The sequence below is a fragment of the Actinokineospora baliensis genome, from assembly GCF_016907695.1.
GTDB lineage: Bacteria > Actinomycetota > Actinomycetes > Mycobacteriales > Pseudonocardiaceae > Actinokineospora > Actinokineospora baliensis.
The window spans coordinates 7,380,164-7,404,506 of sequence record NZ_JAFBCK010000001.1 but is presented as its reverse complement, the minus strand read 5'-3'; the positions used below and the strand labels follow the sequence as shown (position 1 = coordinate 7,404,506).

The 24,343-nt window shown below is 70.8% G+C and carries 23 protein-coding genes; 11 read left to right on the top strand and 12 right to left on the bottom strand.

All coding sequences use genetic code 11. From position 1 onward, the window contains the following. Window positions 1-79 precede the first annotated feature (79 nt). The 3 genes from JOD54_RS32575 to JOD54_RS32565 all read left to right on the top strand — a co-directional run bounded on the left by JOD54_RS32575 (window position 80) and on the right by JOD54_RS32565 (window position 4,869). Window positions 80-934: a sulfurtransferase gene (locus JOD54_RS32575; protein ID WP_307860463.1), complete on the top strand. Its 855-nt coding sequence runs from the start codon at window positions 80-82 to the stop codon at window positions 932-934. A gap of 223 nt (window positions 935-1,157) precedes the next feature. After that, window positions 1,158-2,339, top strand: a complete 1,182-nt coding sequence (locus JOD54_RS32570) for an acetoin utilization protein AcuC (RefSeq protein WP_204455759.1) — start codon at window positions 1,158-1,160, stop codon at window positions 2,337-2,339. Then, a complete protein-coding gene (locus JOD54_RS32565; protein ID WP_239573580.1) occupies window positions 2,323-4,869 on the top strand; it encodes a bifunctional acetate--CoA ligase family protein/GNAT family N-acetyltransferase in 2,547 nt (848 codons plus the stop codon). Before JOD54_RS32570 ends, JOD54_RS32565 begins: the two co-directional genes overlap by 17 nt. 35 nt (window positions 4,870-4,904) lie before the next feature. Here JOD54_RS32565 and JOD54_RS32560 read toward each other — a convergent pair whose 3' ends face one another. The 4 genes from JOD54_RS32560 to JOD54_RS32545 form a co-directional block, all read right to left on the bottom strand. Then, entirely contained in the window at window positions 4,905-5,606 is a 702-nt protein-coding gene (locus JOD54_RS32560; RefSeq protein ID WP_204455758.1) for an anti-sigma factor family protein, read from the bottom strand. Further along, on the bottom strand, window positions 5,603-6,151 hold the full coding sequence (locus JOD54_RS32555) for a sigma-70 family RNA polymerase sigma factor (RefSeq protein ID WP_204455757.1): 549 nt from the start codon (window positions 6,149-6,151) through the stop codon (window positions 5,603-5,605). The genes JOD54_RS32560 and JOD54_RS32555 overlap by 4 nt, the downstream gene beginning before the upstream one ends. 84 nt (window positions 6,152-6,235) lie before the next feature. Further along, complete coding sequence (locus tag JOD54_RS32550) at window positions 6,236-7,072, bottom strand: DUF1996 domain-containing protein (protein WP_204455756.1); 837 nt, start codon at window positions 7,070-7,072, stop codon at window positions 6,236-6,238. Window positions 7,073-7,187: 115 nt separating this feature from the next. Next, window positions 7,188-8,372, bottom strand: a complete 1,185-nt coding sequence (locus JOD54_RS32545) for an acetyl-CoA C-acyltransferase (RefSeq protein WP_204455755.1) — start codon at window positions 8,370-8,372, stop codon at window positions 7,188-7,190. Between the two features lie 250 nt (window positions 8,373-8,622). Here JOD54_RS32545 and JOD54_RS32540 point away from each other — a divergent pair, with 250 nt between their 5' ends. The 3 genes from JOD54_RS32540 to JOD54_RS32530 all read left to right on the top strand — a co-directional run bounded on the left by JOD54_RS32540 (window position 8,623) and on the right by JOD54_RS32530 (window position 10,792). Next, window positions 8,623-9,558, top strand: coding sequence for a winged helix-turn-helix transcriptional regulator (locus tag JOD54_RS32540; protein WP_204455754.1), 936 nt, complete (start codon window positions 8,623-8,625; stop codon window positions 9,556-9,558). Window positions 9,559-9,605: 47 nt separating this feature from the next. Further along, on the top strand, window positions 9,606-10,112 hold the full coding sequence (locus JOD54_RS32535) for a hypothetical protein (RefSeq protein ID WP_204455753.1): 507 nt from the start codon (window positions 9,606-9,608) through the stop codon (window positions 10,110-10,112). 128 nt (window positions 10,113-10,240) lie between these two features. Beyond that, a complete protein-coding gene (locus JOD54_RS32530; RefSeq protein ID WP_204455752.1) occupies window positions 10,241-10,792 on the top strand; it encodes a hypothetical protein in 552 nt (183 codons plus the stop codon). Window positions 10,793-10,902: 110 nt separating this feature from the next. Here the strand turns inward: JOD54_RS32530 and JOD54_RS32525 are convergent, their stop codons facing one another. Next, on the bottom strand, window positions 10,903-12,564 hold the full coding sequence (locus tag JOD54_RS32525) for a fumarate hydratase (RefSeq protein WP_204455751.1): 1,662 nt from the start codon (window positions 12,562-12,564) through the stop codon (window positions 10,903-10,905). Window positions 12,565-12,834: 270 nt separating this feature from the next. Between JOD54_RS32525 and JOD54_RS32520 the strand changes: the two genes are divergently transcribed. Next, window positions 12,835-13,248 (top strand): helix-turn-helix domain-containing protein, encoded by a 414-nt coding sequence (locus JOD54_RS32520; RefSeq protein WP_204455750.1) that lies wholly within the window; start codon window positions 12,835-12,837, stop codon window positions 13,246-13,248. A 208-nt stretch (window positions 13,249-13,456) separates the two neighbouring features. Here the strand turns inward: JOD54_RS32520 and JOD54_RS32515 are convergent, their stop codons facing one another. The 4 genes from JOD54_RS32515 to JOD54_RS32500 form a co-directional block, all read right to left on the bottom strand. Beyond that, the gene (locus JOD54_RS32515; protein ID WP_204455749.1) at window positions 13,457-14,431 is read right to left on the bottom strand and encodes a sigma-70 family RNA polymerase sigma factor; all 975 of its coding nucleotides are present in this window, start codon (window positions 14,429-14,431) and stop codon (window positions 13,457-13,459) included. 268 nt (window positions 14,432-14,699) lie between these two features. After that, window positions 14,700-15,125, bottom strand: coding sequence for a D-aminoacyl-tRNA deacylase (gene dtd, locus JOD54_RS32510; RefSeq protein ID WP_204455748.1), 426 nt, complete (start codon window positions 15,123-15,125; stop codon window positions 14,700-14,702). Between the two features lie 40 nt (window positions 15,126-15,165). Beyond that, window positions 15,166-16,662 carry a DUF7782 domain-containing protein gene (locus tag JOD54_RS32505; RefSeq protein ID WP_204455747.1) on the bottom strand — a complete coding sequence of 499 codons (1,497 nt, stop codon included), beginning with the start codon at window positions 16,660-16,662 and terminating at the stop codon, window positions 15,166-15,168. 531 nt (window positions 16,663-17,193) lie between these two features. Next, on the bottom strand, window positions 17,194-17,697 hold the full coding sequence (locus JOD54_RS32500) for a class I SAM-dependent methyltransferase (protein WP_204455746.1): 504 nt from the start codon (window positions 17,695-17,697) through the stop codon (window positions 17,194-17,196). An 81-nt stretch (window positions 17,698-17,778) separates the two neighbouring features. On the opposite strand from JOD54_RS32500, the gene JOD54_RS32495 reads away from it, so the two are divergent. After that, window positions 17,779-18,114 carry a DUF3099 domain-containing protein gene (locus JOD54_RS32495; protein ID WP_204455745.1) on the top strand — a complete coding sequence of 112 codons (336 nt, stop codon included), beginning with the start codon at window positions 17,779-17,781 and terminating at the stop codon, window positions 18,112-18,114. On the opposite strand, the gene JOD54_RS32490 is transcribed toward JOD54_RS32495, so the two are convergent. Further along, window positions 18,101-18,946: a carbohydrate kinase family protein gene (locus JOD54_RS32490; RefSeq protein ID WP_204455744.1), complete on the bottom strand. Its 846-nt coding sequence runs from the start codon at window positions 18,944-18,946 to the stop codon at window positions 18,101-18,103. The two genes, JOD54_RS32495 and JOD54_RS32490, sit on opposite strands and share 14 nt — an antisense overlap. 94 nt (window positions 18,947-19,040) lie before the next feature. Here JOD54_RS32490 and JOD54_RS32485 point away from each other — a divergent pair, with 94 nt between their 5' ends. From JOD54_RS32485 to JOD54_RS32475, 3 genes are read left to right on the top strand one after another with little or no spacing between them, the layout of a single operon-like run. Next, window positions 19,041-19,841, top strand: a complete 801-nt coding sequence (locus JOD54_RS32485; protein ID WP_204455743.1) for an ABC transporter permease — start codon at window positions 19,041-19,043, stop codon at window positions 19,839-19,841. Next, entirely contained in the window at window positions 19,834-20,646 is an 813-nt protein-coding gene (locus JOD54_RS32480) for an ABC transporter permease (protein ID WP_307860462.1), read from the top strand. The genes JOD54_RS32485 and JOD54_RS32480 overlap by 8 nt, the downstream gene beginning before the upstream one ends. Then, window positions 20,643-21,599, top strand: coding sequence for an ABC transporter ATP-binding protein (locus JOD54_RS32475; protein ID WP_204455742.1), 957 nt, complete (start codon window positions 20,643-20,645; stop codon window positions 21,597-21,599). The genes JOD54_RS32480 and JOD54_RS32475 overlap by 4 nt, the downstream gene beginning before the upstream one ends. Here the strand turns inward: JOD54_RS32475 and JOD54_RS32470 are convergent. Beyond that, the gene (locus JOD54_RS32470; RefSeq protein ID WP_307860461.1) at window positions 21,581-22,489 is read right to left on the bottom strand and encodes a pseudouridine-5'-phosphate glycosidase; all 909 of its coding nucleotides are present in this window, start codon (window positions 22,487-22,489) and stop codon (window positions 21,581-21,583) included. The genes JOD54_RS32475 and JOD54_RS32470 overlap by 19 nt on opposite strands. A gap of 26 nt (window positions 22,490-22,515) precedes the next feature. Next, window positions 22,516-24,252: a DEAD/DEAH box helicase gene (locus tag JOD54_RS32465; RefSeq protein ID WP_204455741.1), complete on the bottom strand. Its 1,737-nt coding sequence runs from the start codon at window positions 24,250-24,252 to the stop codon at window positions 22,516-22,518. Window positions 24,253-24,343 lie beyond the last annotated feature (91 nt).

Sequence of the window (24,343 nt, the reverse complement as noted above, 5' to 3'; positions counted from 1 at the left end):
CATGTTAGTCGCTCGCCCCGACAGAGCAGCGGGGTAGTAGCGGGCAGTGACCGAAGTCCCGGGCCGGCAGGATGGGCAGGTGAGCGAATCGCCCTCCGCACTGGTGTCAACCGCCGAGCTGGTGTCGCTACTCGACAGTGGCCACCCCCTGGTGTTGCTGGATGTCCGCTGGCGCCTCGGCGGCCCGCCCGGTCGCGAGGAGTACGCGGCCGGGCACCTCCCCGGTGCCGTTTTCCTGGACCTGGACCGGGATCTCGCCGCGCCGCCCGGTGCGGGTGGGCGGCACCCGCTGCCCGAGGCGGCGGACCTGCGGGCCGTGTTGCGTGCCGCCGGTGTGCGCACCGGGGTTCCGGTCGTGGTCTACGACGCGGACAACGGGTCGGTCGCCGCGCGGGCGTGGTGGCTGCTGCGGTGGGCCGGGCACAGCGAGGCCGCCGTGCTCGACGGCGGCTACGCGGCGTGGGTCGCCGATGGCGGTGCGTCCACCACCGAGGAACCCGCGCCCGAGCCGGGTGACGTGGAGGTGCGGCCCGGCGCTATGCCGGTGCTCGACGCGGACGGGGCCGCCGCGCTCGCCGAGAGCGGTGTCCTCCTCGACGCGCGGGCACCGGAGCGCTACCGCGGCGACGTCGAGCCGATCGACCCGAGGGCCGGGCACGTGCCCGGCGCGGTCAACGCGCCGTTCGCCGGGCACACCGGCCAGGACGGGCGCTGGCTCGCGCCCGCCGCGCTGGCGGACCGGTTCGCCGAGTTGGGTGTCGGGGGCGACTCCATCGGCGCCTACTGCGGTTCGGGTGTCACCGCGTCGTCGGTGGTGCTGGCACTGGAGGTCGCCGGGATCACCACGCCGGAGCGGCCCGCCGCGCTGTATGCCGGATCGTGGTCGAACTGGAGCCAGGACCCGGCCCGGCCGGTCGCGACCGGTGAGAACTAGTGGCACGACCCAGAATGTCGACCATGTCTCGACCCGCCCACGACGCGCCTGGCGGCGTTGCCGAAACGACCGAGTACGCCCAGTACGAGGCCGTTCCGGCGCCTTGCCAGCCACACCGTGGACAGGCCGATACACGGCCAACATTCTGGGTCGCACCACTAGCCGCCCCGCAGGCCACCAACGGGTTACGGCGGGACCCGCCGACGGCCACTAAGGTGCGGGCATGGGTGATCGAGTGGACGCCGCCGTGGTCTGGGACCCCGCCTTGCTGGGCTACGACCTCGGCGGCGACCACCCGTTCAACCCGATCCGCCTCGAGCTGACCATGCGGTTGGCCGGGGCACTCGGGGTGCTCGACGGCGTCGACCTGATCGCGCCGGAGCCCGCGGACGACAGCGAGATCAGCCGGGTGCACCGGCCGGACTACGTCGCCGCGGTGCGCGAGGCGCCGATGGCCTCCTGGGACGTCGGGCACGGCCTGGGCACCTCGGACAACCCGGTGTTCGACCAGATGCACGCCGCCTCGGCGTTGGTGGTCGGCGGCACCCTGGCCGCGGCCAAGCGCATCGCCGAGGGCAGCGCAGACAGGGCGATCTCCCTGGCGGGCGGGCTGCACCACGCGATGCCCGACCGCGCGGCGGGGTTCTGCGTCTACAACGACTGCGCGGTGGCGATCTCCTGGCTGCTGGACAACGGCTTCGACCGGATCGCCTACCTCGACGTCGACGTCCACCACGGTGACGGCGTGCAGGCGGTGTTCTACGACGACCCCCGCGTGCTGACCATCTCCCTGCACCAGCACCCGGCGACGTTGTGGCCGGGCACCGGCGCGGTCAGCGAGCTGGGCGGCCCCGGGGCGCAGGGCACCTCGGTCAACATCCCGTTGGCGCCGGGGACCCGGGATTCCGCTTGGCTGCGCGCCTTCCACGCGACCGTGCCGTCCCTTGTGGCCGCTTTCCGACCCCAGGTCCTGGTCACCCAGTGCGGAGTGGACACCCACGTCGAGGACCCGTTGGCGGACCTGGCCCTGTCGGTGGACGGCCACCGGCGGATCTACCAGGCCGTGCGGGAGCTCGCCGAACGCCACACCGGGGGCAAGTGGTTGGTCACCGGCGGTGGCGGGTACGAACTGCTGCGGGTCGTCCCGCGTTCGTGGACGCACCTGCTCGCCACGGTGCTCGACCGCGACATCCCCGTCGAGCGGTCGGTCCCGGTCGAGTGGGCCGCGGGCGTGCGGAAGATCGCGCCCAACGCCGTGCTGCCCTCGGTGATGGGCGATGGCGCCGACGTCACCTTCGAGCCGTGGGGCGGCGGGCGGGACCAACCAGTCGACACGGTGATCCGGGACGTGCGCGGGGCCATCTTCCCGCTGCACGGCTTGGATCCCGATGACCCCAGGGACTGACATGCCCGAGGAGCGCGACCCCTTCGCCTACCCGCCGCGGTGGGAGGCTGATGTCGTGCTCGCGGACGGCGGCACCGTCCACTTGCGCCCGATCGTCCCCACCGACGCGGCTGCTCTCCGCGCCTTCCACGGCAGGCTGTCCGAGCGCACCAGGTACTTCCGCTACTTCGGGCCGTACCCGACGATCCCGGACAAGGACCTCACGCGGTTCAGCACCGTCGACCACCACGACCGGGTGGCGTTCGTCGCCCTGCTGGGGGACGACGTCGTCGCCGTTGGCAGGTACGAGCGGCTTCCCGGGACGGACTCCGCCGAAGTGGCCTTCGTCGTCGAGGACGCCCACCAGGGGCGCGGTCTGGGGTCGATCCTGCTCGAGCACCTCGCGGCCGCTGCCAGGGAACGCGGCCTCGGCCAGTTCGAGGCGGAGGTCTTGGCGGAGAACGCCCAGATGGTCCGCGTGTTCCGCGACGCGGGTTACCAGGTCAGCCGGGCCTTCGACGAAGGTGTCCTGCACTTGGAGTTCGCTGTTGACCCCACTGAGGCGTCGGTGGCTGTCGCGTGGGCGCGGGAGCAGTCGGCTGAGGCGCGTAGTGTGCACAACTTGCTACACCCGAGGTCGGTGGCCGTGATCGGTGCTTCCACCGATCCGGCGAAAGTCGGCAACGCTGTGCTGCGGAACCTGTTGGCGGCCAACTTCGCGGGGCCGGTCTTCCCGGTGAACCCGGAACACCGCTCCATTCGCGGGGTTCGCGCGTACCCCACGGTGCTTGACGTCCCCGACGCCGTTGACCTCGCCGTTGTGGCAGTGCCTGCGGCAGGCGTCGATGAGGTCATGGACGCGTGCTTGGTCAAGGGCGTCAAGACGCTCGTCGTCGTTAGTGCCGGCTTCGGTGAGACGGGTCCTGATGGGCGTGGGGCGGAACGGCGACTTGTCGACGAGGCGCGAGCGCACGGGATGCGCGTCGTGGGGCCTAACGCGCTCGGCGTGGTCAACCTGGATCCTGCCGTGCGGCTCAACGCCACTCTTGCGCCGACCCTTCCAGGTCCGGGCCGCACGGGGTTCTTCTGCCAGTCGGGGGCTCTAGGCACCGCGATCCTCGCGGACGCCGCCGCGCGGGGGTTGGGTCTGTCGACGTTCGTCTCCGCCGGGAACCGCGCTGATGTCTCCGGTAACGACCTCTTGCAGTACTGGGAGACGGATCCTGCCACCGATGTCGTCTTGCTCTACCTGGAGTCTTTCGGCAATCCGCGCAAGTTCGCCCGACTCGCGCGAAGGCTTGGGCGCACCAAGCCGGTGGTGGTGGTCAAATCCGGCCGCAACACCGTCTTGCCCGCGTTGGCGGCAACTGGGGTCGCAGTGGACGAGGCCAGTGTCCAGGCCCTCTTCGAGCAAGCGGGTGTCATCCGGGTCGAGTCCATCGCACAACTCTTCGACACTGCGCTGCTGCTCGCTCACCAGCCGTTGCCGCCAGGTGAGCGTGTTGCGGTAGTCGGGAATTCTTCTGCTATAGGCGTTCTAGCCGCTGATGCGGCGATTGGGCACGGGCTGGTGTTGGCGGGCGACCCGGTCGACGTCGGTGCTCAGGCTGGGCCGGACCAGTTCGCTGCGGCTGTTGCGGATGCGCTTCAACGGGACGACGTCGATTCGCTCATCGTCGTGTTCGTGCCGCCTATAGCGATCCCAGGCACTGCCTATGCGCGTGCGCTTCGCGAAGCCGCAGAAGGCCTACCTGAGGCTGACAGCAAACCCATCGTGTCGACTTTCCTTGCGGCGGAGGGGATCCCTGCAGAGTTGGCCGTACTCGGCCCCGATGGGGCGCCTACGCACGGATCTATCCCGTCTTACCCGAGTCCCGAACGGGCAACTCTTGCTCTTGCCAGAGCGACCGCCTACGCACGTTGGCGGTCATCGCCTCCGGGAACGTTCGTTCGCGCGGAAGGCATGGATCCAGACCGGGCGAACTCTGTGGTTGACGCCGCCTTGTCTCGCGCGGGAGGCGCCGAGGTAGAGCTGACTGACGATGAGGTAGTCGCTCTCCTGGACTGCTATGGCATCGAGGTCACGCGCGATGCCAACGCCGAACTGAAAGCCGTAGTGGATGTCCCCGACTACATCCAGCGTATGGCACCAGAGGGCATCTCCTGCAGCATCGGCCTACAGGACGACCCGTCCTTCGGCACGGTCGTGTCCTTTGGGCTGGCAGGCGTGGTCAGCACCCTGCTCGGTGACCGCGCCTATAGGGCTGTTCCGCTGACCGACACTGAAGCCGCAAGCCTTGTGAGGTCGCCTCGAGCCGCACCGCTGTTGGCTGGCTTCGCGGGTGGCGAACCGGCAGACCTGGCTGCCCTCCAGCACCTGGTCCTCCGCGTCTCCGCCATGTCGGAAGACTTGCCGGAGATCCGCGCCTTGGCCATCGAGCCGATCCTCGCCTCCGCCGCGGGCGCGTTCGTCACCGGAGGTCGGGTCACCGTGGGCCCACCCCCGTCGAGGCACGACAGCGGGCCGCGCAGGCTGCGGCCGATCGCCTGACTCCCGGGGCAGCCCCCAGGAGCCAGGCGGGTGACTCAGGCCTTGACGGACACGAACCGCTTGCCCTCGGTGTTGACGATCTCGATGGCCGCGACATCATCCGGCGCGACCAGCGCGGCACCGTCCAGACTGGTGCCTTCCTGGGCTCCCCGCGTCGACACCAGCCAACTACCGGCCTCTTCCCGCGAGCCGTCCTTGCCGACCACGATCACCCGGCAGCGCTCCCCGGCGGGGATGCCGGTCACCGCCAGGTTCAGGCGCACCCACCCAGTGGCGGGCACGACCTTCGCCGTCAGCCGGGTACCCGTGTTCGGGTCACTCCCGGAGAGGAACCGCGTCCCCACGATCTGCTGCTCGGTGGGGTTGACCGTCACCGTGGTCTGCGCCTGCGGGGTGCCCGAGGACCGGCCGATGACGATCCCGGTCCCGAGCACCGCGGCGATGACGACGGCGGCAGCGACGCCCGCCATCGCGATAGAGCGGTTCCGAGAGGCGTTGGCCTCCGTGCGGACTTGGCGCAAGGTACGCGCCAGCAGCAGATCGCCGTCATCCGGAGGCCCATCCAGCAACGCCTCTGGCGGCAGTTCACCCGCCATGTCCCGCACCTCCTCTAGCGCTTGTAGTTCCGCGCGGCAGTCCGGGCAGCCAGTCAGGTGCCGCTCAACCTCACCGCGTTCGTCATCGTCGAGCACGCCCAGCGCGTAGGCGCCGAGCAACGGGGTCTCGTGCGTGCTCATGCGGGCGTCCCTTCCAGCGCGGCTCGTCCGGACATCGCCGCGCGCAGCGCCCGCAGCGCGTAGTGCGACCTGGACTTCACGGTACCGGGAGCGATGCCCAACTCCTGGGCGGTTTCGGCCACGCTCCGGTCGCGGAAGTAGATCTCCACCAGCACCTTGCGGTGTTCCTCGGACAGGCCCTCGATCGCGGCGAGCACGGACATCGAGTCCGCCACCTGCTGCGAGTGGTCCCGGCTCACGGGCACCGTCGACGGCGATTCGGCGACCTCGGCAGGCCGGGCCGCCTTGGCCCTGACCTTGTCCACGATGAGGTTCCTGGCGACGGTGAACAGCCAGGCCCGCACCGAGCCCTCCTTGCTCATCAGGTTGTCCGCGTGCCGCCACGCGCGGACCAGTGTCTCCTGGACGACGTCCTCGGCCGCTGCCCGATCGCCGGTGAGCCGCACGGCGTAGGCCAGCAGGGCCTTGCCGTGTTCCTCGTAGAGCGAGCGGACCAGCGCCTCGTCCCTCGATGTCGCCCGTGCCCGGGCGAACAGCCTCGCCATGCCGACTCCCTGTCCAACGGCGTCCGGTTGCGCTTTCCCAGCAGACACGGCCGCCGGGGCGCGCCGGTTCGAACTATTTCCCGGCTAGCAGCGCTCGCCCGAGTTCACGCAGGTCACGAGCGCGGCCATGGCCTCGTCCGAGCGCACGTTGACGAAGTGCGCGTGGTCGGAAGCGGCTGCGCGGTCGACCACCTCCGGGAAGCTGTCGATCGAGAACTCGCTGTCTTCGGGGAGGTCGTAGCCGACCTCTATGCGCAGCTTCGGCACCGGGAAGGTTCCGCGGGGGCACCACCCGTCGGCCGCGGGGAAGCGCAGGTGGGTCTTGTGGTCCGCGCTGTCGGTGCCCTTGCCGTCCCAGCAGCTGGGGAAGTCGTAGACGCGCAGGGTGCGCGCACCGGACGGGCAGTTGGGGTAAGAGGACGCGATGCGGTCGGTGAACCCGGCGCAGGTCCACGTGCCGCGCACCGCTGAGGCCGCCTTGGCGTCACCGGTGACGGTGCGGAGGAAGCGCGGCATGGCCACCACCTCGCTGACCGGGCTGCCGAGGAACGCGATCGTCACCGACGCGGGCGGGAGCACCTCGCTGTGGTGGCCGCCCAGGCGCAGCACGGGCCAGTAGTAGGCCGACAGGTCGCCGTCGCGGCAGGTGGTCTTCGCGGCGGAGAGGACCTCGTCGGTGCTGAACGCGTCGGTGGCCAGGTTGCCGACGTAGTCGTGCAGGTGGTGGGCGCCGTCGCGGACCCCGGGCGAGGCCACGAGGTTGTCGGAGTTGCGGTGCCCCTCCTCGTTGCGGCCGCAGTCGACCGTGTAGCTCCCGGTCGAGGCGGCCGGGGGCACTGACCTGATGTCGATCCGGTCGGGCGGTGCGGCGCACGCGGCGGCGAGCGCGCCGACCAGGGCAAGCGCCCAGAGGCGATTCACATGATCACTTTGAGGCGGGGCCACGACCGCTCAGTGAACACGATCGTGCCTGCGGGTGGCGGCCGAGTGAATGGGCTGCACCGAATGTCCCAGTACACACGGACGGCTCGGCGGCTCAGCCGCGCTCCAGGACGAGCCCCACCCCGAGACCCGCCGCCGCGCTCACCCCGGCGACGCCGAAGCGGCCCGCCCGCCGCTCCAGTTCCTCCAGGCAGCCACCGACCATGATCGCCCCGGTCGCGCCGATGGCGTGGCCCATCGCGATCGTGCCGCCCGAGGGGTTGAGCCGGTCCGGGCCCGCGTCGAACGCCCGCCGCAACCGCAGGCACAGCGCGGCGAAGGACTCGGCGAACTCGAACACGTCCACCTCGTCCGGGGTCACCGCGGCCCGGCGCATGGCCCGCTGCATCGCGTCCTGGCCCGCGGTGAGCATGGTCACCGGGTCGTTGGCGGTCACCGCCGAGGCGGCGACCCTGGCCCTCGGGGTCAGCCCCAGCCCGCGGGCGGTCCGCACGTCGCCGATCAGCACCAGTGCCGCCCCGTCGGCCAGCGAAGGAGAAGTGGCGGCGGTGTGCCGGTGCTCGATCCTGGTCGGGTGGCCGCGATTGGCCAGCGCCAACTCGTCCTGGCCGTCGGCGCCCAAGCCCGCGAAGGCGGGCGGCAGCGCGGCCAAGGCGTCGCGGCCGCTGTCGGGGCGGACGAGCTCGTCGTGCGCCAGTCCACCCACCTCGACCAGCGAGCGGGCGAACGCACCGGCCCGCCACGCGGCGGCGGCCTTGTGCTGGGACTCCAGGGCGTAGCCGTCGAGGTCCTCGCGGGAGAAGCCGTCCAGGGTGGCGTTGAGGTCGGCGGCGACCCCCATGTGCACGGCCCCGGTGCGCCGCACCACCTCCGCGTCGGTCCACAGTGGAGCGCGGTCGGTGAACGGTGGGACCCGAGAGGTGCTCTCCACACCGCCCGCGACCACCAGGTCCACCTCGCCAGAGCGGATCCTGGCCGCGGCCAACGCGATGGCGTCGATCCCGGCGGCGCAGAAGCGGTTCAGCACGACCCCCGGCACGCCGTGCCCCCAGTCGGCCAGCAGCGTCGCCGTGCGGGCCAGGTTGCCGCCCTGCTCACCGACCTGCGAGGCGCAGCCCAGCACCACATCGTCGACCGCAGTCGGGTCCAACCCCCGCGCGACCAGGGCGTTGAACAGCGGAACCAGCAGGTCTAGAGCGGTGAGGTGGTGCAGTGCACCCCGGGCCGACCCCCGACCACGGGGCGTGCGGACGTAGTCCAGGAGGTAGGGCTCACCCATCGCGCTCACCCATCGCCTACCCCCTCCTCCGGACCCCCTTCCCGGAGCCTGGCCTGGTCACCGTGCCAGTTGTAGTCCCGGATTCCCGGCCATCGCAACCGACACGACCTGCGCACCGGGGGGCACCAGCGCTACCGATACGGTGCTGGGCCTGGTGACACCACCGAGGGGCCTGGCGGGGCGGGGTGGGCGGCGTGCCACGTGGCGGTGGAGCGCGGTTTCGCGGTGGGGAAGGGGGGTGCTGGTGGTCATGATCCATCCGCCTGAGCGGGCCAGCGTGCTGGGGGCGGGCGGCGACAACGCCATCGCCTACGCGGTGGGGACCGTGGCGGACGAGTGGACGTTGCTGGTGCTGCGGTACGCGCTGCGGGACGGGACGCGGCAGGTGGCGCAGTGGCAGAGGTTGTTGCCGATCTCCAACGCCGTGCTGCTGTCGCGGTTGCGGCACCTGAGCGACCTCGGCGTCCTGGTTCCGGAGGGGGAGCGGGGGCGGCGGGAGTTCGCGCTGAGCCCGCGCGGGGCCGGGCTGTGGCCGTTCCTGCTGTCGGTGTGGGCCTGGGAGCTGACCTGGGCCGGTGGGCCGCGGCCGGACCTGCCCCTGATGCGGCACAAGACCTGCGCGGCGGTGTTCACCCCGGTGCTGGTGTGCCGCACCTGCGGTGTGCCGGTCGCGCCGCGGGACGTGGCCGCGGAGTTCGGGCCGAGCGGGTCCTGGCCCAGGTCGACGCCGACGGCGACGATGCGGCGGCGGTCGAGCGGGTCGACGAGCCTGGGGCCGGGGATCTTCCCGCAGAGCCGGGCGCTGGTGGGCGACCGGTGGTCGGCGACCATGCTCGGGGCCGCCTACCTCGGCGCGCGGCGGTTCGCCGACTTCCAGCGCAGGCTGGGGGCACCCGCGACGGTCGTGGCCGAGCGGCTGCGCACCTTCACCGCGCTCGGTGTGCTGACCCCCTCCGGCGGCCCGGAGGGGGCGGCCCGGTCGGACCACTACCTCACCGACAAGGGGCGCGCCCTGTTCCCCGTGGTGATCACCGCCCTCGACTGGGGGCAGCGGTGGTTCGTCGCACCCGAGGGACCCGCGGTGGTCCTCGACCACTGCGGGCACCGGTTCGACCCGGTGCTGGTGTGCTCGGGGTGCGACCACGCCCTGGCCGGGCGGGCGATCGAGGAGGTGCCCGTCGACTGATCGCGGTCGCGTGCAACCCCAGCGTGACCGGGGTCCGTCCTCAAGGCATGAAACGCCTAGGAACCGTCATTGGCGCAGGCGTTCTGCTCACGGTGCTCGCCGCGTGTGCCGGACAGGAGACCGCCAGCCCGCCGCAGGAGACCACGCCCGCGCCGCCGACCTCGTCGGCGACCCCGGTGCCGCCGGGTGTCCCGCCGACCGAGCCCAGCGAGCCGGACCGCCAGCCCGCGCGGACACCGCCCTCGGGCGGCACCGAGGTCCCAGCCGGACAGATCGACGCGACCGGGGTGGTCGAGGACTACCCGACGGTCGTGTGGACCGAGAACGGCGGCACCGACATCGGGGTGGTCGCCCAGGAAGGCGGCTGCGGCAAGGCCAGCGCCGAGGTCGCGGCCCAGGACGACACCCAGGTGGTGATCACCCTGGTGGAGACGCAACCGGCCAAGCCGGTGCAGTGCACGATGGACCTCCGGTTCCCGAAGCTGTCGGTGGACCTGGAGAAACCGCTGGGGGAGCGCAAGGTCGTGCTCAAGAGCGAGCAGCGGGTCGGGTAAACCCCTTTACCCGGACCACATACACCGAACATCCTCCCCCGGGTGCCCCGGTCGGCATTGCCCCGCCGACCGGGGCGCCGCCGCGCGTGGCGTGCAACCGCGACGGTGTCCGCTACCGTCCTGGGACTATGAAGACCACTCTGTCCACGGCTGTCGCGGCCCTGGCCCTGCTCGTGCTCGCGGGCTGCGGCGGCGCGGCCGACCAGGCCGACCAGGCGCCCGCGTCGGGTACCACCCAGCCCGCCTCGGCCGCACCCAGCACCGAGGGCTCGCAGCCCCCGCAGACCGGCCCCGCGCCGACCAAGCCGCAGGTCCCGCAGGTCACCATCGCCCCGGACGGCAAGGTGGCCGTTCCCGCGGGCTTCAAGGAACTGCCCGCCAAGCAGGTCAACGCCAAGGCCCTCCCGGCCGACTACAAGGAACGCCGCGTGTGGGCCTCCGAGGACGGCAAGTCCCTGCAGCTCGTCGGCATGGCCAGCGACTCCTGCGCAGGCGTCGACGCCCAGGTCCTGGAGTCCACCGAGGCCGTGGTGAAGGTGTCGCTGACCCCGATGACCTCGCCGCAGGGCGGCACCGAGGGCGGCAAGATGTGCGCCATGGTGCTCACCCCGCGCCCGGTCGAGGTCCCGCTCGACCAGCCCGTCGGCGAGCGGACCGTCGAGGTCGTCACCGGCCCCTGACCCCGGCCACCCGTCCCGGCACCACCGCACAGCACGTCCCCGAGGTCGGGGCAGTCACCCTGTCGTCTGCCCCGACCCCAAAAGCCGCTAGCTCCTCGGCAGGAACCGGATCACTTGCGGAAGGTCACCTGCAGCGTCGGCGTGGTGGTCCCGGCGAAGAAGTCGTTGCCCTTGTCGTCGACGACGACGAAGGCGGGGAAGTCCTCCACCTCGATCCGCCAGACCGCCTCCATGCCCAGCTCGGCGTACTCCAGCACGTCGACCTTCTTGATGCAGTCCTGCGCCAAGCGCGCCGCCGGGCCGCCGATGGAGCCGAGGTAGAACCCGCCGTGCGCGCGGCACGCCTCGGTGACCTGCTTGGAGCGGTTGCCCTTGGCGAGCATCACCAGCGACCCGCCAGCCGCCTGGAACTGCTCGACGTAGGAGTCCATGCGACCGGCGGTGGTCGGGCCGAAGGAGCCGGAGGCGTAGCCCTCGGGGGTCTTGGCCGGGCCCGCGTAGTAGACCGGGTGGTCGCGCAGGTACTGGGGCATCGGCTCGCCCGCGTCCAGCCGCTCCTTGATCTTGGCGTGCGCGATGTCGCGGGCCACCACCAGCGGGCCGGTCAGCGACAGCCGGGTCTTGACCGGCAGCGCGGCCAGCGTCGCCCGGATCTCGGCCATCGGCCGGGTCAGGTCGATGCGCACCACCTCGTCGGAGAGCTCCTCGCCGTGCACCTCGGGCAGGAAGTGCGCGGGGTCGCGCTCGAGCTGCTCCAGGAACAGGCCGTCCGGGGTGATCTTGGCCTTGGCCTGCCGGTCGGCCGAGCAGGACACCGCGATGCCCACCGGGCAGGACGCGCCGTGCCTGGGCAGGCGGATCACCCGCACGTCGTGGCAGAAGTACTTGCCGCCGAACTGGGCGCCGATGCCGAACTCGCGGGTCAGCGCCAGCACCTGCTGCTCGAGGTCGACGTCGCGGAACGCGTGGCCCAGCGGGGAGCCCTCGGTGGGCAGGGTGTCGAGGTAGCGCGCCGAGGCGAGCTTGGCGACCTTGAGGTTCTGCTCGGCCGACAGGCCGCCGACCACGACGGCCAGGTGGTACGGCGGGCAGGCCGCGGTGCCCAGCGAGCGCAGCTTCTCGTCGAGGAACGAGGCGAGCCGCTTGGGGTTGAGCACCGCCTTCGTCTCCTGGTACAGGAACGTCTTGTTGGCCGACCCGCCGCCCTTGGCCATGAACAGGAACTCGTACACCGGGTCGGTGCCCGGCTTGGTGTGGATGTCGATCTGCGCGGGCAGGTTGGTGCCGGTGTTCTTCTCGTCCCAGAAGGTGACCGGGGCCATCTGCGAGTACCGCAGGTTGAGCTCCTGGTAGGCCTCGTAGATCCCGCGCGCCAGCGCCCGCTCGTCGGTGCCGCCGGTGAGCACGGTCTCGGTGCGCTTGCCCATCACGATCGCGGTGCCGGTGTCCTGGCACATGGGCAGCACGCCGCCCGCGGCGATGCAGGCGTTGCGCAGCAGGTCCATCGCCACGAACCGGTCGTTGCCGCTGGCCTCGGGGTCGTCGACGATCGCCCGCAACTGCGCCAGGTGCGATGACCGCAACAGGTGCTGGATGTCCTTGATCGCCTCCTTGGCCAGCGCGGTCAGCGCGGCCGGGTCGACCTCGAGGAACCGCCGACCGGCGGCCTCGACGACGCGCACCCCGTCCGGGCTGACCAGCCGGTACTCGGTGGTGTTGTCCTGGCCGAGGGGCAGGACGTCGGTGTAGTCGAAGTTCGTGGTGGTGGTCACGATGAGCGGGCTCCCTTGCACGCGTCCGGATCAGCAGAACGTACCCCTCGGCGCGGGGTCGGGCGGGGTGCTCGGCGCGTGGTCCTGGCCACGCCGCGCCCGGTGCGGCGCGATACCGGGCGCGGACTTCGTTGTCGGCTATTTTCAGACATTCATAGGATGTTTTTATCCGAGTGATCGGAATGCTTTTATCCAGCGCTGCTGCCCTGCTTGTCGGAAATGCCGAGCGGCTATTCTTTGCTTTCGGTGTGCCGAGCGCGGAGGAGACACGTGGCTGGCGTTGTTGGTGACTGGGACGCCGTGTCGCGCGAGATCAAGCGGCGGATGGACGAGCGGGAAATGAACCAGGCCGCGCTCATCGACAAATCCGGCATCTCGAAAGCGGTCGTCGCCGAACTGCAGAACAACACGAAGCGGCGCACCCGGTCCGACCACGTCCTGCGCGCGCTCTCGGAGGCGTTGGGGCTGCACCCGGAACACCTGCGGCACATCGCGCAGAACCGCGAACCGCAGCCGCTGGGCGAACCCGCCATCCGCTCCGACGCCGACATCGCGGGCAGGCTCGACGCGCTGGACTACCGGGTGGCCGAGATCAAGCAGATGCTCGGCCAGCTCATCGACGGGCTGCTCGGCGACGCCGAGGTGACCACCGTGGACGTGCGCCGCCGCGAGGGCCGCGACTAGCGGGCTGGTCGCGCGCACGCCGGAAGGCCGGGGCGGCCCCCGGCCGTCCCGACCTCCCGTCGCGGGCGGCGGAGGACTCCAGTATCGAGTTCCGGCGCCGCGTGGTGTGCGGAGTGCGTGCTGACAACGCTGCCGTGACTCGCGTCACATGTCAACGCCGCTATCCGTGTGATGTCTCGATCCGGTCGGTCCGGGGTTCGCGCGGGGTTCAGCTGGCGTACGCGCGCAGCTTCTCCGCCCGCTCGCCCTGGCGCAGCTTGGACATGACCTCGCGCTCGATCTGGCGGACCCGCTCGCGGGAGAGGCCGAAGCGCTTGCCGATCTGGTCCAGCGTGCGCGGCTGCCCGTCGTCGAGGCCGTAGCGCAGCCGGATGACCGACTGCTCGCGCTCGTCGAGGGTGGCCAGCACGCGGCGCATGTCGTCCTGCAGCAGCCCGGAGATGACCGCGCTCTCGGCGTCGGTGGCCTCGCCGTCCTCGATGAAGTCGCCGAGCGGGGCGTCCTCCTCCGCGCCGACCGGCATGTCCAGGCTCACCGGGTCGCGGGCGTGGTCGAGCAGGTCGGCGACCTTCTGCGGGGTCAGCCCCGCCTCCTTGGCCAGCTCGTCCTTGGTGGCCTCGCGGCCGAGCTGCTGGTGCAGGTCGCGCTTGATCCTGGCCAGCTTGTTCACCTGCTCCACCAGGTGGACCGGCAGCCGGATGGTGCGGCCCTGGTCGGCCATGCCCCTGGTGATCGCCTGGCGGATCCACCACGTCGCGTACGTGGAGAACTTGAAACCCTTGGTGTAGTCGAACTTCTCCACCGCGCGGATCAGACCCAGGTTCCCCTCCTGGATCAGGTCCAGCAGCGGCATGCCGCGGCCGGTGTAGCGCTTGGCCAGCGACACCACCAGGCGCAGGTTCGCCTCCAGCAGGTGGTTCTTGGCCACGTGCCCGTCGGCGATCAGCGCGCGCAGCTCGGCGCGGCGCGCTGGCGAGAGCGCCGGGGAGGTTTCCAGCATGTGCTGCGCGAAGACCCCCGCCTCGATGCGCTTGGCCAGTTCCACCTCCTGGGCCGCGGTGAGCAGCGCGGTGCGCCCGATCCCGTTGAGGTAGACGCGCACCAAGTCGGCCGCGGGCCCCTGCGCGTCGAGGTCGGCCTCATAGGTGAGCTCTCCCGGCTCACGCTGCTGCGGGACCGTCATGGTGCTCCCTCCCCCTGTAGGTGGTTCTGCCTGTCAAACGTGGCGGGGGGTGGATTCGTTCCCGTGCCCTCCCACTGTGATGACGTCACCGGGTGCTCGCGCGTTGTTCAGGTTTGCCTGAGGTTTCGCTGAGAAGTCGGGTGCCGGTCACGGCCCACGGTGGCAGTGCGGGAACCGGTGTCACATCAACCTTTGGGCGGAAGGTCGCGTCAACCGTCTGGGTTAGCGCGACCGTCTCACGGCGACGGTCAGTGCGGTATGTCCCGGGTCAGAGGTCAATCAGAACGGTGAACGGCCCCTCGTTGACGCTCTCCACCGCCATGGTGGCGCCGAACCTGCCGGTGGCCACCACGGCACCTCGCGCGCGCAACTCGGCGATCGTCGCGTCCACCAGCGGTCGTGCGTGCTCCGGTCGGGCGGCCGCGGTCCACGACGGTCGTCGCCCCTTCCGGGTGTCGCCGTAGAGTGTGAACTGACTCACCACGAGTAGTGGTGAGCCGGTGGTCGCGCAGGACTGCTCGTCGCGCAGCACCCGCAGTTCGTGCAGTTTGCGGGCCATCGCCACCGCGGTGTCGGCCGTGTCGTCCACGTGCACCCCGAGCAGCACCAGCAACCCGGGCTCGGTGATCTCGCCGACCGTCTCCTGCTCGACGACCACCCTCGCCCGGCTGACCCTGGCGACCACGGCCCTCACCCGCGCGCCCCCGCAGAGAGCGGACTCCGGTCCGGTCGCCTCACGCGATTCCCTCCGGCAGCAGCATTCCGTGCGTCACGAGGTCGGCCACGACGGGCAGCGCCGCCTGGACGACCGCGTCCGCCGGCAACCCGTTGCCCGCTGCCACCAGGCTCAGCAGGTCCCCCAGCGGCAGGTGGCCCTGGCAGCCCGCGAGCAGCGCGGTGACCAGTTCGTCGGTTTCCTGCTGCCACCCGGGGCCGTCGGTGCGGTGCAGCCTGCGCACCAGCTCCCGCCACCCGTCCCCGGTCGGTTCCGCGACCCGCTCCAGTACGACGGTGGGGGAGACGGTGAACCGGGTGCCGACCAGCCGCGCGGGGTCGGCGTTGGCCCGCAGCCAGGCGACCCGGTCCAGCCAGCCGCCTGCCTCCGGCCCCAGCGGGTCGTCGAAGGCGTGCCGCAGGTCCTCGCAGGCGACCTCGGTGTCGGTGTCGGTCGCGCGCAGCGTGACGAAACCGAACCCGACGCCGACCACGTCGTTGTCCTCGAACCAATCCAGCCAGGCCGCCGCCTTCGCGGAGCCCTCCGCCGAGCGCGGATCGATCCCGGCGTCGCGCAGCCAGGTGCCCACGTACATCGCGGGCTCGGCCACGTCCCGCTGGACGAACCAGGCGTCGATTCCCTCGTCGGGCAGCCAGCCGGTGACCCGCTCAGCCCAGTCCTCGCCGCGCCGGTGCAGCCACGACGCCAGCAGCTGCCCGACGCCGCCGGGCGCGAGCACGTCCGGGAGCCCGCGCACGACGAGGGCGCTCGCGTCGTCACCGGCGAGCCCCGAGTCGCGGTAGGTGTAGTCCACCCTCGGCGGGCCGACCACGAACGGCGGGTTGCACACCACCTGGTCGAACCGCCGCCCGGCGACCGGCTCGAACCAGGACCCGCGCGCGGTCTCCACGTCCAACCCGTTGAGCCGGAACGTCGCCGACGCCAGCGCCAGGCAACGCGCGGACAGGTCGGTCGCGGTGATCCGCTGGGCGTGCCTGCTCGCGTGCAGCGCCTGCACCCCGCAGCCGGTGCCCAGGTCGAGGAGCGAGCCGACCGGCCTGCGCACGGTGGCCCGCGCCAGGCTGAGCGACGCGTGCCCGATGCCGAGGACGTGGTCGGTGCCCACCGGGCGGCCCGCCTGCTCGGCGTCGAGGTCGGCCACCACCCACCACGAGCCGGTGTCGTCGCCGTAGGGGCGCAGGTCGAGCCCGGCGCGCGCGGTGTCGCCGGAGCACTCCACCAACCCGGCGGCCACGGCGTCGGCCAGGTCGACCCCGCCCAGCGCGGACCGGACCGCCGCGACCGGGACCTGGTCGCCGACCAGGAACATCCGGATGAGCGTGGCCAACGGCCCGCCGTCGGCGGCGCGGCGGCGCGCGGGCTCCGGCTCGCCCCGGCCGAGCGCGGCGTGCGCCTGGTCGCCCAGCGCCGCCACCACCCCGTCCGCGTCGTAGCCGACCGCCTGAAGCGCCTCAGCCAAGCGCGCGCAGAACTCGTCCGAGAAGTGGGGAAGCACCCCCGAATGCTCGCACGCCACCGCCCGGCCACCCCGTACCCCGTCCCCCACCGCATGACCGGCAAGGGGGCTCGACCCGGGCCAGGTTGGCGCAATCGATGACGACCCTGCCTGCGAGCTGGTCGCGCAGCCCCCAGCGCGACGTCGGCGTGTGCGGCACACCTGGCGTTGTCCAGACTCGCCACGTGCTCGACGGTCGTCGGCTCTGCGGCGGCCGCTTCTGCCCGGTCGGCCGCGCGCGAACCGATGACCACCGGAGTGCCCCTCGCCCAGCGCAGCGCCAGTCCGCAGCAGTTTGGCCCGCAGCACCTCGTCCCCTACCGCATGACCGGCGCGGTCTGCACCCGCGTTGGTCGCGCGGCCCCTCCAGCACGGCGTCGGCGGCCCGCGCGGCGTTGTCCAGACCCGTCAAGTGGCTCGACGCCGCCACCTCGCGCGCCGCAGCCGCAGCCGCTTCAGCGGCACCTGCTGCCTGCAGGGTCTCAGATCTCGTGGGCACCGCGCGCGGAGTTGTCCACAGGGATCAGTGGTTCAGACGCGGGTGATGAGGTGGAAGTGGCCGGGGAGGCGGTAGCGGGCGATGATCTCGGCGCCGAGCGATGTCGCCGCGTCGCGGGCTTGTCCGGCCGTCGGCAGTGGGCCCAGCAGCGATAGCAGGCCGCCAGGGCGCAGTGGGGCGGTCACGGCGCGCAACAGCGCGACCGGGTCCTCGGCGAAATGCAGCAACTCGTGGCACAGCACGACGTCGAAGTCGCCCGCGTGGAATAGGTCTGGCGCGTCCTCGGCGCCCGCCTGCGCTACCCGCACGGTCACCCCGCGCGCGTAAGCGTGCGCCAGCGCGTCCGCGAGCATCGCGCCCGCCGGGTCGAGGATGGTCACCTCGTGGCCCAGCGCGGCCATTGGCACGCCGTCCTCGCCGCGGCCGCCAGCCACGTCCAACACCCTGCACGGTTCGGTGAGGTGGCGGACCAGGTTGGCCTCGGCCATGCGGTGTCGGGTCGACGCCCCGAATCCCTCGACCGCGAATCCAGTCATAAACCATCTTCTTACCGGCAACCCGGGGTTTCCCGATCCAGGTCTACCCAGATGGCGCAACAGGCGGTCGGAGGTGAGAGGATGGTGTGCGGAGGTGGTGTCGTGAAGGGCTCCGAGCGGGACGACACCCCGGTTCTGATCACCGAGGCCGCGCCGTCGTACGAGGACCAGTTCGCCGCGCGCAAGCGCAAGTACATGATCATGATGGGTCTGCGCATCCCGTGCCTGCTGCTGGCCGGGCTCACCTACCAGGTCTGGTGGCTGGCGCTGGGGTTCGTGGCGCTGTCGATCCCGTTGCCGTGGATGGCGGTGCTCATCGCCAACGACCGGCCGCCGCGCAAGGTGGAGAAGGTCAACCGCTACCAGCGCGACGCGAAGGCCATCGAGTCCGCCGACCGCGGGGTCATCGACGGCTGACGGGCTGTGCCCCCACCTGGCTGACCGCCGCCGCGCCTGCCGCCACCCCGGCGCGCAGCACATCACGCGGCGTCGCGCCCGCCAGCCAGGCGCGTAGTGCTCCCGCGTTGAACGCGTCCCCGGCGCCGGTGGTGTCGACGCACTCCGTTGGCAGCGCGGGTTCTTCGACCACCCCATCGCGGTCGACCCAGTACGCCCCGTGTTGGCCATGGGTCACCGCGGCGGCGCCTACGTAGTCGAGAACCTTGGGACCGCCTAGAGCCAGGTATTCGTCGTGGTTCGGAAGAAGTACGTCCACTCCTTCAAGCGCTGTCACAAATGTGTCGTCGATCAGCGCGGCCGATTGTGGGTCCACCGAAGTCGTAAGGCCTGTCTTGCGCGCTATGGCCAAGATGTCGATACCGGCTTGCCTGGTAGCGGCGTCCAAGAGCACGTAGCCGGACAAGTGCAGGTGCTTCGCTTGCTCTAGCGGCGGCAGGTCTGCCCGGCGGATAAGGGCGTTCGCGCCTCTATCCGGGAACATCGTCCGTTGGCCGGTGTTGTCCACGAGCACGACAACGCATCCCGTCGCTGCCGACGGGTCCACCGCGAACACGCACCGCACGCCCCTTCGGGTGAGGTCGTCGCGCACTTGGGCCGCTGCGGCGTCTTCACCGACACGGGACACCAGGGTCACCGGTTCTCCGAGGTGCGCCAGCCACGCGGCGGCGTTGGCACCCGCACCTCCCGGGCGCAGCGTGGTGGTGGCGAGGGTGTCGTCTCCCCAGGCGATAGGGGTGGAATGCCGGGTTACGACATCCAGCGCTGTGTCCCCAACGACAACCACGCTCACAGGTACCTCCGAAACCGAGTCGCGCCGCCATCGGACGATACGGTAAGAAGCACACCCGCCACTCTGCGGTAATCGCCCTCTAAGGAGACTCGTGATGGCGCGTGTCCAAGTCGCGCTGGTCGCGGCTGGGTTCCGTAGGCACGCGACCTATAGGCAGGCCACGTTCGCCGGGGCGTTCACCAACACCGTGTTCGGGTTCCTGCGCTGCTACATCATGCTCAGCGTCGCCGACGCGGCGGGCGGCGCCATGGCCGGGTACAGCGGGCCGCAGTTGGTCAGCTACGTCTGGCTGGGGCAGGGGCTGCTCGCGGTGGTGAACTCGTGGACCATGCTGGACCTGGCCGAGCGGGTCCGCACCGGTGACGTGGTCGCCGATCTGCTGCGCCCCGTGGATCCACTGTGGACCTACCTGTGGACCGACATCGGCCGCGCCGGGTTCGCCCTGCTGACGAGGTTCGCGGTCCCGCTCGTGGTGGGCGCGGTGGCTTTCGACTTCTACGTCCCGCAGAGCTTCGCGACCTACCCCCTGTTCGCGCTCTCCACCGTGCTCGCGGTTGTCGTCTGCTTCGCCTGCCGCTACTTGATCGGGCTGTCGGCGTTCTGGTTGCTCGACATCCGCGGGGTGACCATGTTCTGGGTCTTCGTCTCCGGCGCCGCCAGCGGCCTCTACTTCCCCTTGGCGGTCCTGCCGGAGTGGCTCAGCACGATTCTCTGGGTCGCTACTCCCTTTCCGTCTTTGCTCCAGGCTCCGTTGGACATCGCGGTGGAGCGAGGTGGCACTGAGCACGCGCTCTTGGTGTGCCTGAGCCAGGTCGTCTGGGTAGTGCTCTTGCTCCTCGCGTGTCACTGGACGCAGTCGCGTGCCGTGCGGAAGTTGGTGGTGCAAGGTGGCTGAGATCCTCGGAACGGCTCGGGTGTACGGGCGGGTGCTGCGCGCGCAGATCCGCAGCCAAGCGCAGTACCGGACTTCGATGCTGTTGGAGATCCTCGGCAGCATGGTCGTCAACGGCCTGGACATCGCCACGGTCTTCGTGTTGTTCAGCGTCACCGGCGCGCTAGGCGGATTCAACGGCACTGAAGTACTCCTGATGACCGCTCTAGCCGCTGTCGGTTTCACCGTGGGGGATCTGGTCGCGGGTAGCGCCGATCGACTACGCGAGTACGTCCGCTCTGGGTTGTTCGACTCGCTGCTCGTGCGTCCTCTGTCCGCGCTGGTGCAGCTCGCGGTCATCACCTTCGCCTTACGCCGTGTCGGTCGAGCAGCGCAGGGACTGGTGCTCTACATCGTCGCCTTGTGCGTGGCCGACATCCCGTGGACGTTGGAACGCGCCTTCTTCGCCGCGATCGTCCCGATCTCCGGAGCCGTGTTCTTCGCCAGCCTGTTCATCGCGGGGGCCACCGTTGCCTTCTGGTGGGTCGAGTCCGGTGAGGTCGCGAACGCGTTCACCTACGGCGGGCGGGACTTCACCTCGTACCCGAGCACCATGTACGGCGGCTGGTTCCGCGACCTGTTCACCCTCGGCCTCGGGTTCGGTTTCGTCGCCTACTTCCCAGGCCTTGTCCTACTCGGCAAGCCCGATCCTCTTGGCCTACCGACCGCGGTGGCCTGGGCGTCGCCGTTGGTCGCCGTCATCGCCGCTTGCGTCGCAGCCGTGTTCTGGCGCGTGGGCGTCCGCCACTACCGGAGCACGGGGTCATGATCATTTCAGCGCGCGGTCTGCGCAAGGACTTCACCGTGACCCGCAAAGTCGGCCGGATCCGTCGGGAACGCCATGTCGTGTCCGCTGTGGACGGTGTCGACCTCACCGTGGAACGCGGCGAGCTGCTCGGCTACATCGGGCCCAACGGCGCGGGCAAGTCCACTACGCTCAAGATGCTCACGGGTGTACTCGCGCCGAGCGGGGGAGAGGTCAGCGTCTGCGGCCTGGAGCCCGTCGCCAAACGCACGACGTTGGCGAGGCGCATCGGCGTCGTTTTCGGGCAGCGCTCGCAACTCTGGTGGGACCTGCCGCTGGAGGATTCGTTCTCCCTGCTGCGGCACATCTACCGCGTCCCCGAAGGCGACCACGCGGCCCGGCTCAAGCAGTGTTCGGACCTGCTTGGCCTCGACGAGTTCCGGCACACCCCGGTACGGCAGCTTTCGCTGGGCCAGCGCATGCGCGGTGAACTCACCGCCGCGCTCTTGCACGGCCCTGAGGTGCTGTTCCTCGACGAACCCACCATCGGCCTCGACGTGCTCAGCAAACAAGCGGTGCGGTCGTTCCTCACCGACCTCGACCGGCGCGGCGACACCACAGTTGTCCTCACGACCCACGACCTCGCCGACATAGAGAAGCTGTGCCGCAGGCTTGTTGTGATCGACCACGGGCGCGTAGTGCACGACGGCACACTCGACGAACTCCACGCCCGCTATAGGTCACGCCGCACTATCGTCGCCGACTTGGACTCCCCCTGGCCGGACGGCCTTACGCTGCCCGGTGCCGTTGTTACCGCAGTGGAAGCCGACGCTCGCCGGGTCACCCTCACGCTCGATGGCACCGCGGCAGGGGAAGTGGTCGCGGCACTAGCGCAGGCTGTGTCACTACGAGACTTGTCTGTGCAAGAGCCGAACATCGAAGACGTCGTCTCCAAGCTTTACCGCGATGAAAGCTGAACCGCGACCTCTGCAGCCAGTTGAGCGTTGTTGGCGACAAGCTCAGTGTTGGCACTAAGACTCGTCCCACCGCTGCCGTTGTGGAAGAACTCGAGCAGCGCCGGGGTGACGTCTTTACCGGTGATGCCGCGCTCCTGCAGCAGCGCCATCCCGTCGCTCAGTAGACGGTCGTGCAGGTCGCGGTCCAACTCGTGCTCGACCGGAACCGGGTTGACCAACAACACCCCCGACGACGTCACGGTGCGGTGCGCCGCGACCACCGCGGCGGCCTCGGCGGGGTCATCCACCCGCCACGGCACGGTGTGCGCCGACTCCCGCAGGTAGAAGCCGGGGAAGTAGTCCGTGCGGTAACCCACGACAGGAACCGACTTCGTCTCCAGCACCTCAACGGTCGCGGCGATGTCGAGGATCGACTTGACCCCCGAACAGACAACCGTCACCGGGGTGTTCGCCAAGACGTCCAAGTCCGCCGAAACGTCCCAAGAGGCACTACCGGCGGGAACCGACAGGTGAACCCCACCGAGCCCACCCGTCGCGAACACCCCAATACCCGCGCGGTGTGCCAACGCCGCCGTGCTCGCCACAGTGGTCGCGCCATCGCGCTTAAGGGCGTACGCGGGCCCCAGATCCCGCAGGGACAGCTTCGCGAGACCGGGGGAGCACACCCGCTCCAGCTGCTCGGGCGTCAACCCGACGTGCGCCACACCGTCGAGCACCGCGATCGTGGCGGGCACAGCGCCCGCCTCGCGCACGATCCGCTCCAGACGGGCCCCGACCTCCAGGTTGCGCCCCTGGGGCAGCCCGTGCGCCAGCAGGGTGCTCTCCAGCGCCACCACCCCGCGACCCTCGGACAGAGCGGCGACGACCTCATCAGCGATAACCAGGCTCACCCGGACATCATGGCAAGCGGCCGGGGTCACCACGACCGCAATGTGGCGATCCGCTCCTCGAGCTGCTCGATCGAGGCCATGGCGGTCGGCGGACCACCGCACGAGCGGCGCAGCTCACCGTGGATCATCCCGTGCGGCTTGCCGGTGCGGTGGTGGGCCATCCCCACTAGCGCGTTCAACTCCTTGCGCAGCGTGGCCAGCCGCTCCTGCACCGACTGCGACCGCGCCTGCACCGGCTCGGCGGGTTTGACCGCCGCCGCCCGCTTGCTGCGGTCGGCCAGCTGCTGCTCCTGGCGCTGCCGCAACAGGGCCTTGACCTGCTCCGGCTCCAGCAGACCCGGCAGGCCGAGGTACTCCTCCTCCTCGACCGTGCCCGCCATCGCCGTGGTCCCGAACGAGGACCCGTCGAAGATCACCTGGTCGAGCTCGGCGGAGGCACCCAGCGCGGTGAACGCCTTCTCCTCCTCGCCCAGCTCGTCCTTGGTCCGGTTGGCGTCGGCGACGAGCTCGTCGTCCCAGCCCTCCTTCTCCCGGTGCGGCTTGCCCAGGACGTGGTCGCGCTCGGCCTCCAGCTGGCTGGCCAGGTCCAGCAGCACCGGCACCGACGGCAGGAACACGCTCGCCGTCTCGCCCTGCCGCCGCACCCGCACGTACCGGCCGATCGCCTGCGCGAAGAACAGCGGCGTCGAGGCGCTGGTCGCGTAGACCCCCACCGCCAACCGCGGCACGTCCACGCCCTCGCTGACCATCCGCACCGCGACCAGCCACCGCGAGTCCGAGTCGGAGAACTCCTGGATCCGCCCGGAGGCCTTCGGGTCGTCGGAGAGCACCAGGGTCGGGGCCTGCCCGGTCGCGGTCTCCAGGATCTGGGCGTACGCCTTGGCCGAGACGTGGTCGGAGGCGATGACCAGGCCACCGGCGTCCGGCACGTGCTGGCGGACCTGCGTCAACCGGGTGTCGGCGGCCCCCAGCACCGAGGGGACCCACTCGCCGGACGGGTCGAGCGCGGTGCGCCACGCCCGCGCGGTCTGCTCGGCGGTCAGCGGCTCGCCCAGGCGCGCGGTGAACTCCTCACCCGCGCTGGTCCGCCAGCTCGCCTCGCCCGAGTACGCCAGGAAGATCACCGGCCGGACCACGCCGTCGCGCAGCGCGTCGGAGTAGCCGTAGGTGTGGTCGGCGCGGCTGCGCTGGAAGCCCTGCCCGTCCGGCTCGTAGTCGATGAACGGGATCGGCGAGTCGTCGCTGCGGAACGGGGTGCCGGTCAGCGCCAGCCTGCGGGTCGCCGGGGTGAACGCCTCGCGGACCGCGTCGCCCCAGCTCTTGGCGTCGCCGCCGTGGTGGATCTCGTCGAGGATCACCAGCGTCTTGCGCTGCTCGGTGCGCACCCTGTGCAGGCTCGGGTGCGCGGCCACCTGCGCGTAGGTCACCGCGACACCGCGGAAGTCGCGCGAGGTGGCGCCCATCGAGTTGGTGAAGTTCGGGTCGATCGGGATGCCCGCAGCGCTCGCCGCGCCCGCCCACTGGTGCTTGAGGTGCTCGGTCGGCGCGACGATGGTCAACGACTCGACGGTCCGGTCCGCCAGCAGCTCCGCGGCCACCCGCAGGCCGAACACGGTCTTGCCCGCGCCGGGCGTGGCGACCGCCAGGAAGTCCTTCGGGCGGGTCGTCAGGTACTTCGTCAGCGCGCGGCGCTGCCAGTCCCGCAGCGGGCGCGCCGCGGGGGGCTGCGCACGGGTCTCCGGTTCCACCTCGGCCCGGGTCACGGGATGCCCCAGCTCCTCTCCACCTGCTCCGGACACGGCGATGCCCTCAGCGGATCGGCACGGGACCGGGTTGAGGGCGTCCGTGAGGATA

Bases quoted from the DNA above. Each gene is read 5' to 3' on its own strand.
- JOD54_RS32570 (WP_204455759.1), top strand. From the start codon at position 1,158: ATGGGTGATCGAGTGGACGCCGCCGTGGTCTGGGACCCCGCCTTGCTG.
- JOD54_RS32565 (WP_239573580.1), top strand. From the start codon at position 2,323: ATGACCCCAGGGACTGACATGCCCGAGGAGCGCGACCCCTTCGCCTAC.
- JOD54_RS32560 (WP_204455758.1), bottom strand. From the start codon at position 5,606: ATGAGCACGCACGAGACCCCGTTGCTCGGCGCCTACGCGCTGGGCGTG.
- JOD54_RS32555 (WP_204455757.1), bottom strand. From the start codon at position 6,151: ATGGCGAGGCTGTTCGCCCGGGCACGGGCGACATCGAGGGACGAGGCG.
- JOD54_RS32545 (WP_204455755.1), bottom strand. From the start codon at position 8,372: ATGGGTGAGCCCTACCTCCTGGACTACGTCCGCACGCCCCGTGGTCGG.
- JOD54_RS32540 (WP_204455754.1), top strand. From the start codon at position 8,623: ATGATCCATCCGCCTGAGCGGGCCAGCGTGCTGGGGGCGGGCGGCGAC.
- JOD54_RS32535 (WP_204455753.1), top strand. From the start codon at position 9,606: ATGAAACGCCTAGGAACCGTCATTGGCGCAGGCGTTCTGCTCACGGTG.
- JOD54_RS32530 (WP_204455752.1), top strand. From the start codon at position 10,241: ATGAAGACCACTCTGTCCACGGCTGTCGCGGCCCTGGCCCTGCTCGTG.
- JOD54_RS32515 (WP_204455749.1), bottom strand. From the start codon at position 14,431: ATGACGGTCCCGCAGCAGCGTGAGCCGGGAGAGCTCACCTATGAGGCC.
- JOD54_RS32500 (WP_204455746.1), bottom strand. From the start codon at position 17,697: ATGACTGGATTCGCGGTCGAGGGATTCGGGGCGTCGACCCGACACCGC.
- JOD54_RS32495 (WP_204455745.1), top strand. From the start codon at position 17,779: ATGGTGTGCGGAGGTGGTGTCGTGAAGGGCTCCGAGCGGGACGACACC.
- JOD54_RS32485 (WP_204455743.1), top strand. From the start codon at position 19,041: ATGGCGCGTGTCCAAGTCGCGCTGGTCGCGGCTGGGTTCCGTAGGCAC.
- JOD54_RS32475 (WP_204455742.1), top strand. From the start codon at position 20,643: ATGATCATTTCAGCGCGCGGTCTGCGCAAGGACTTCACCGTGACCCGC.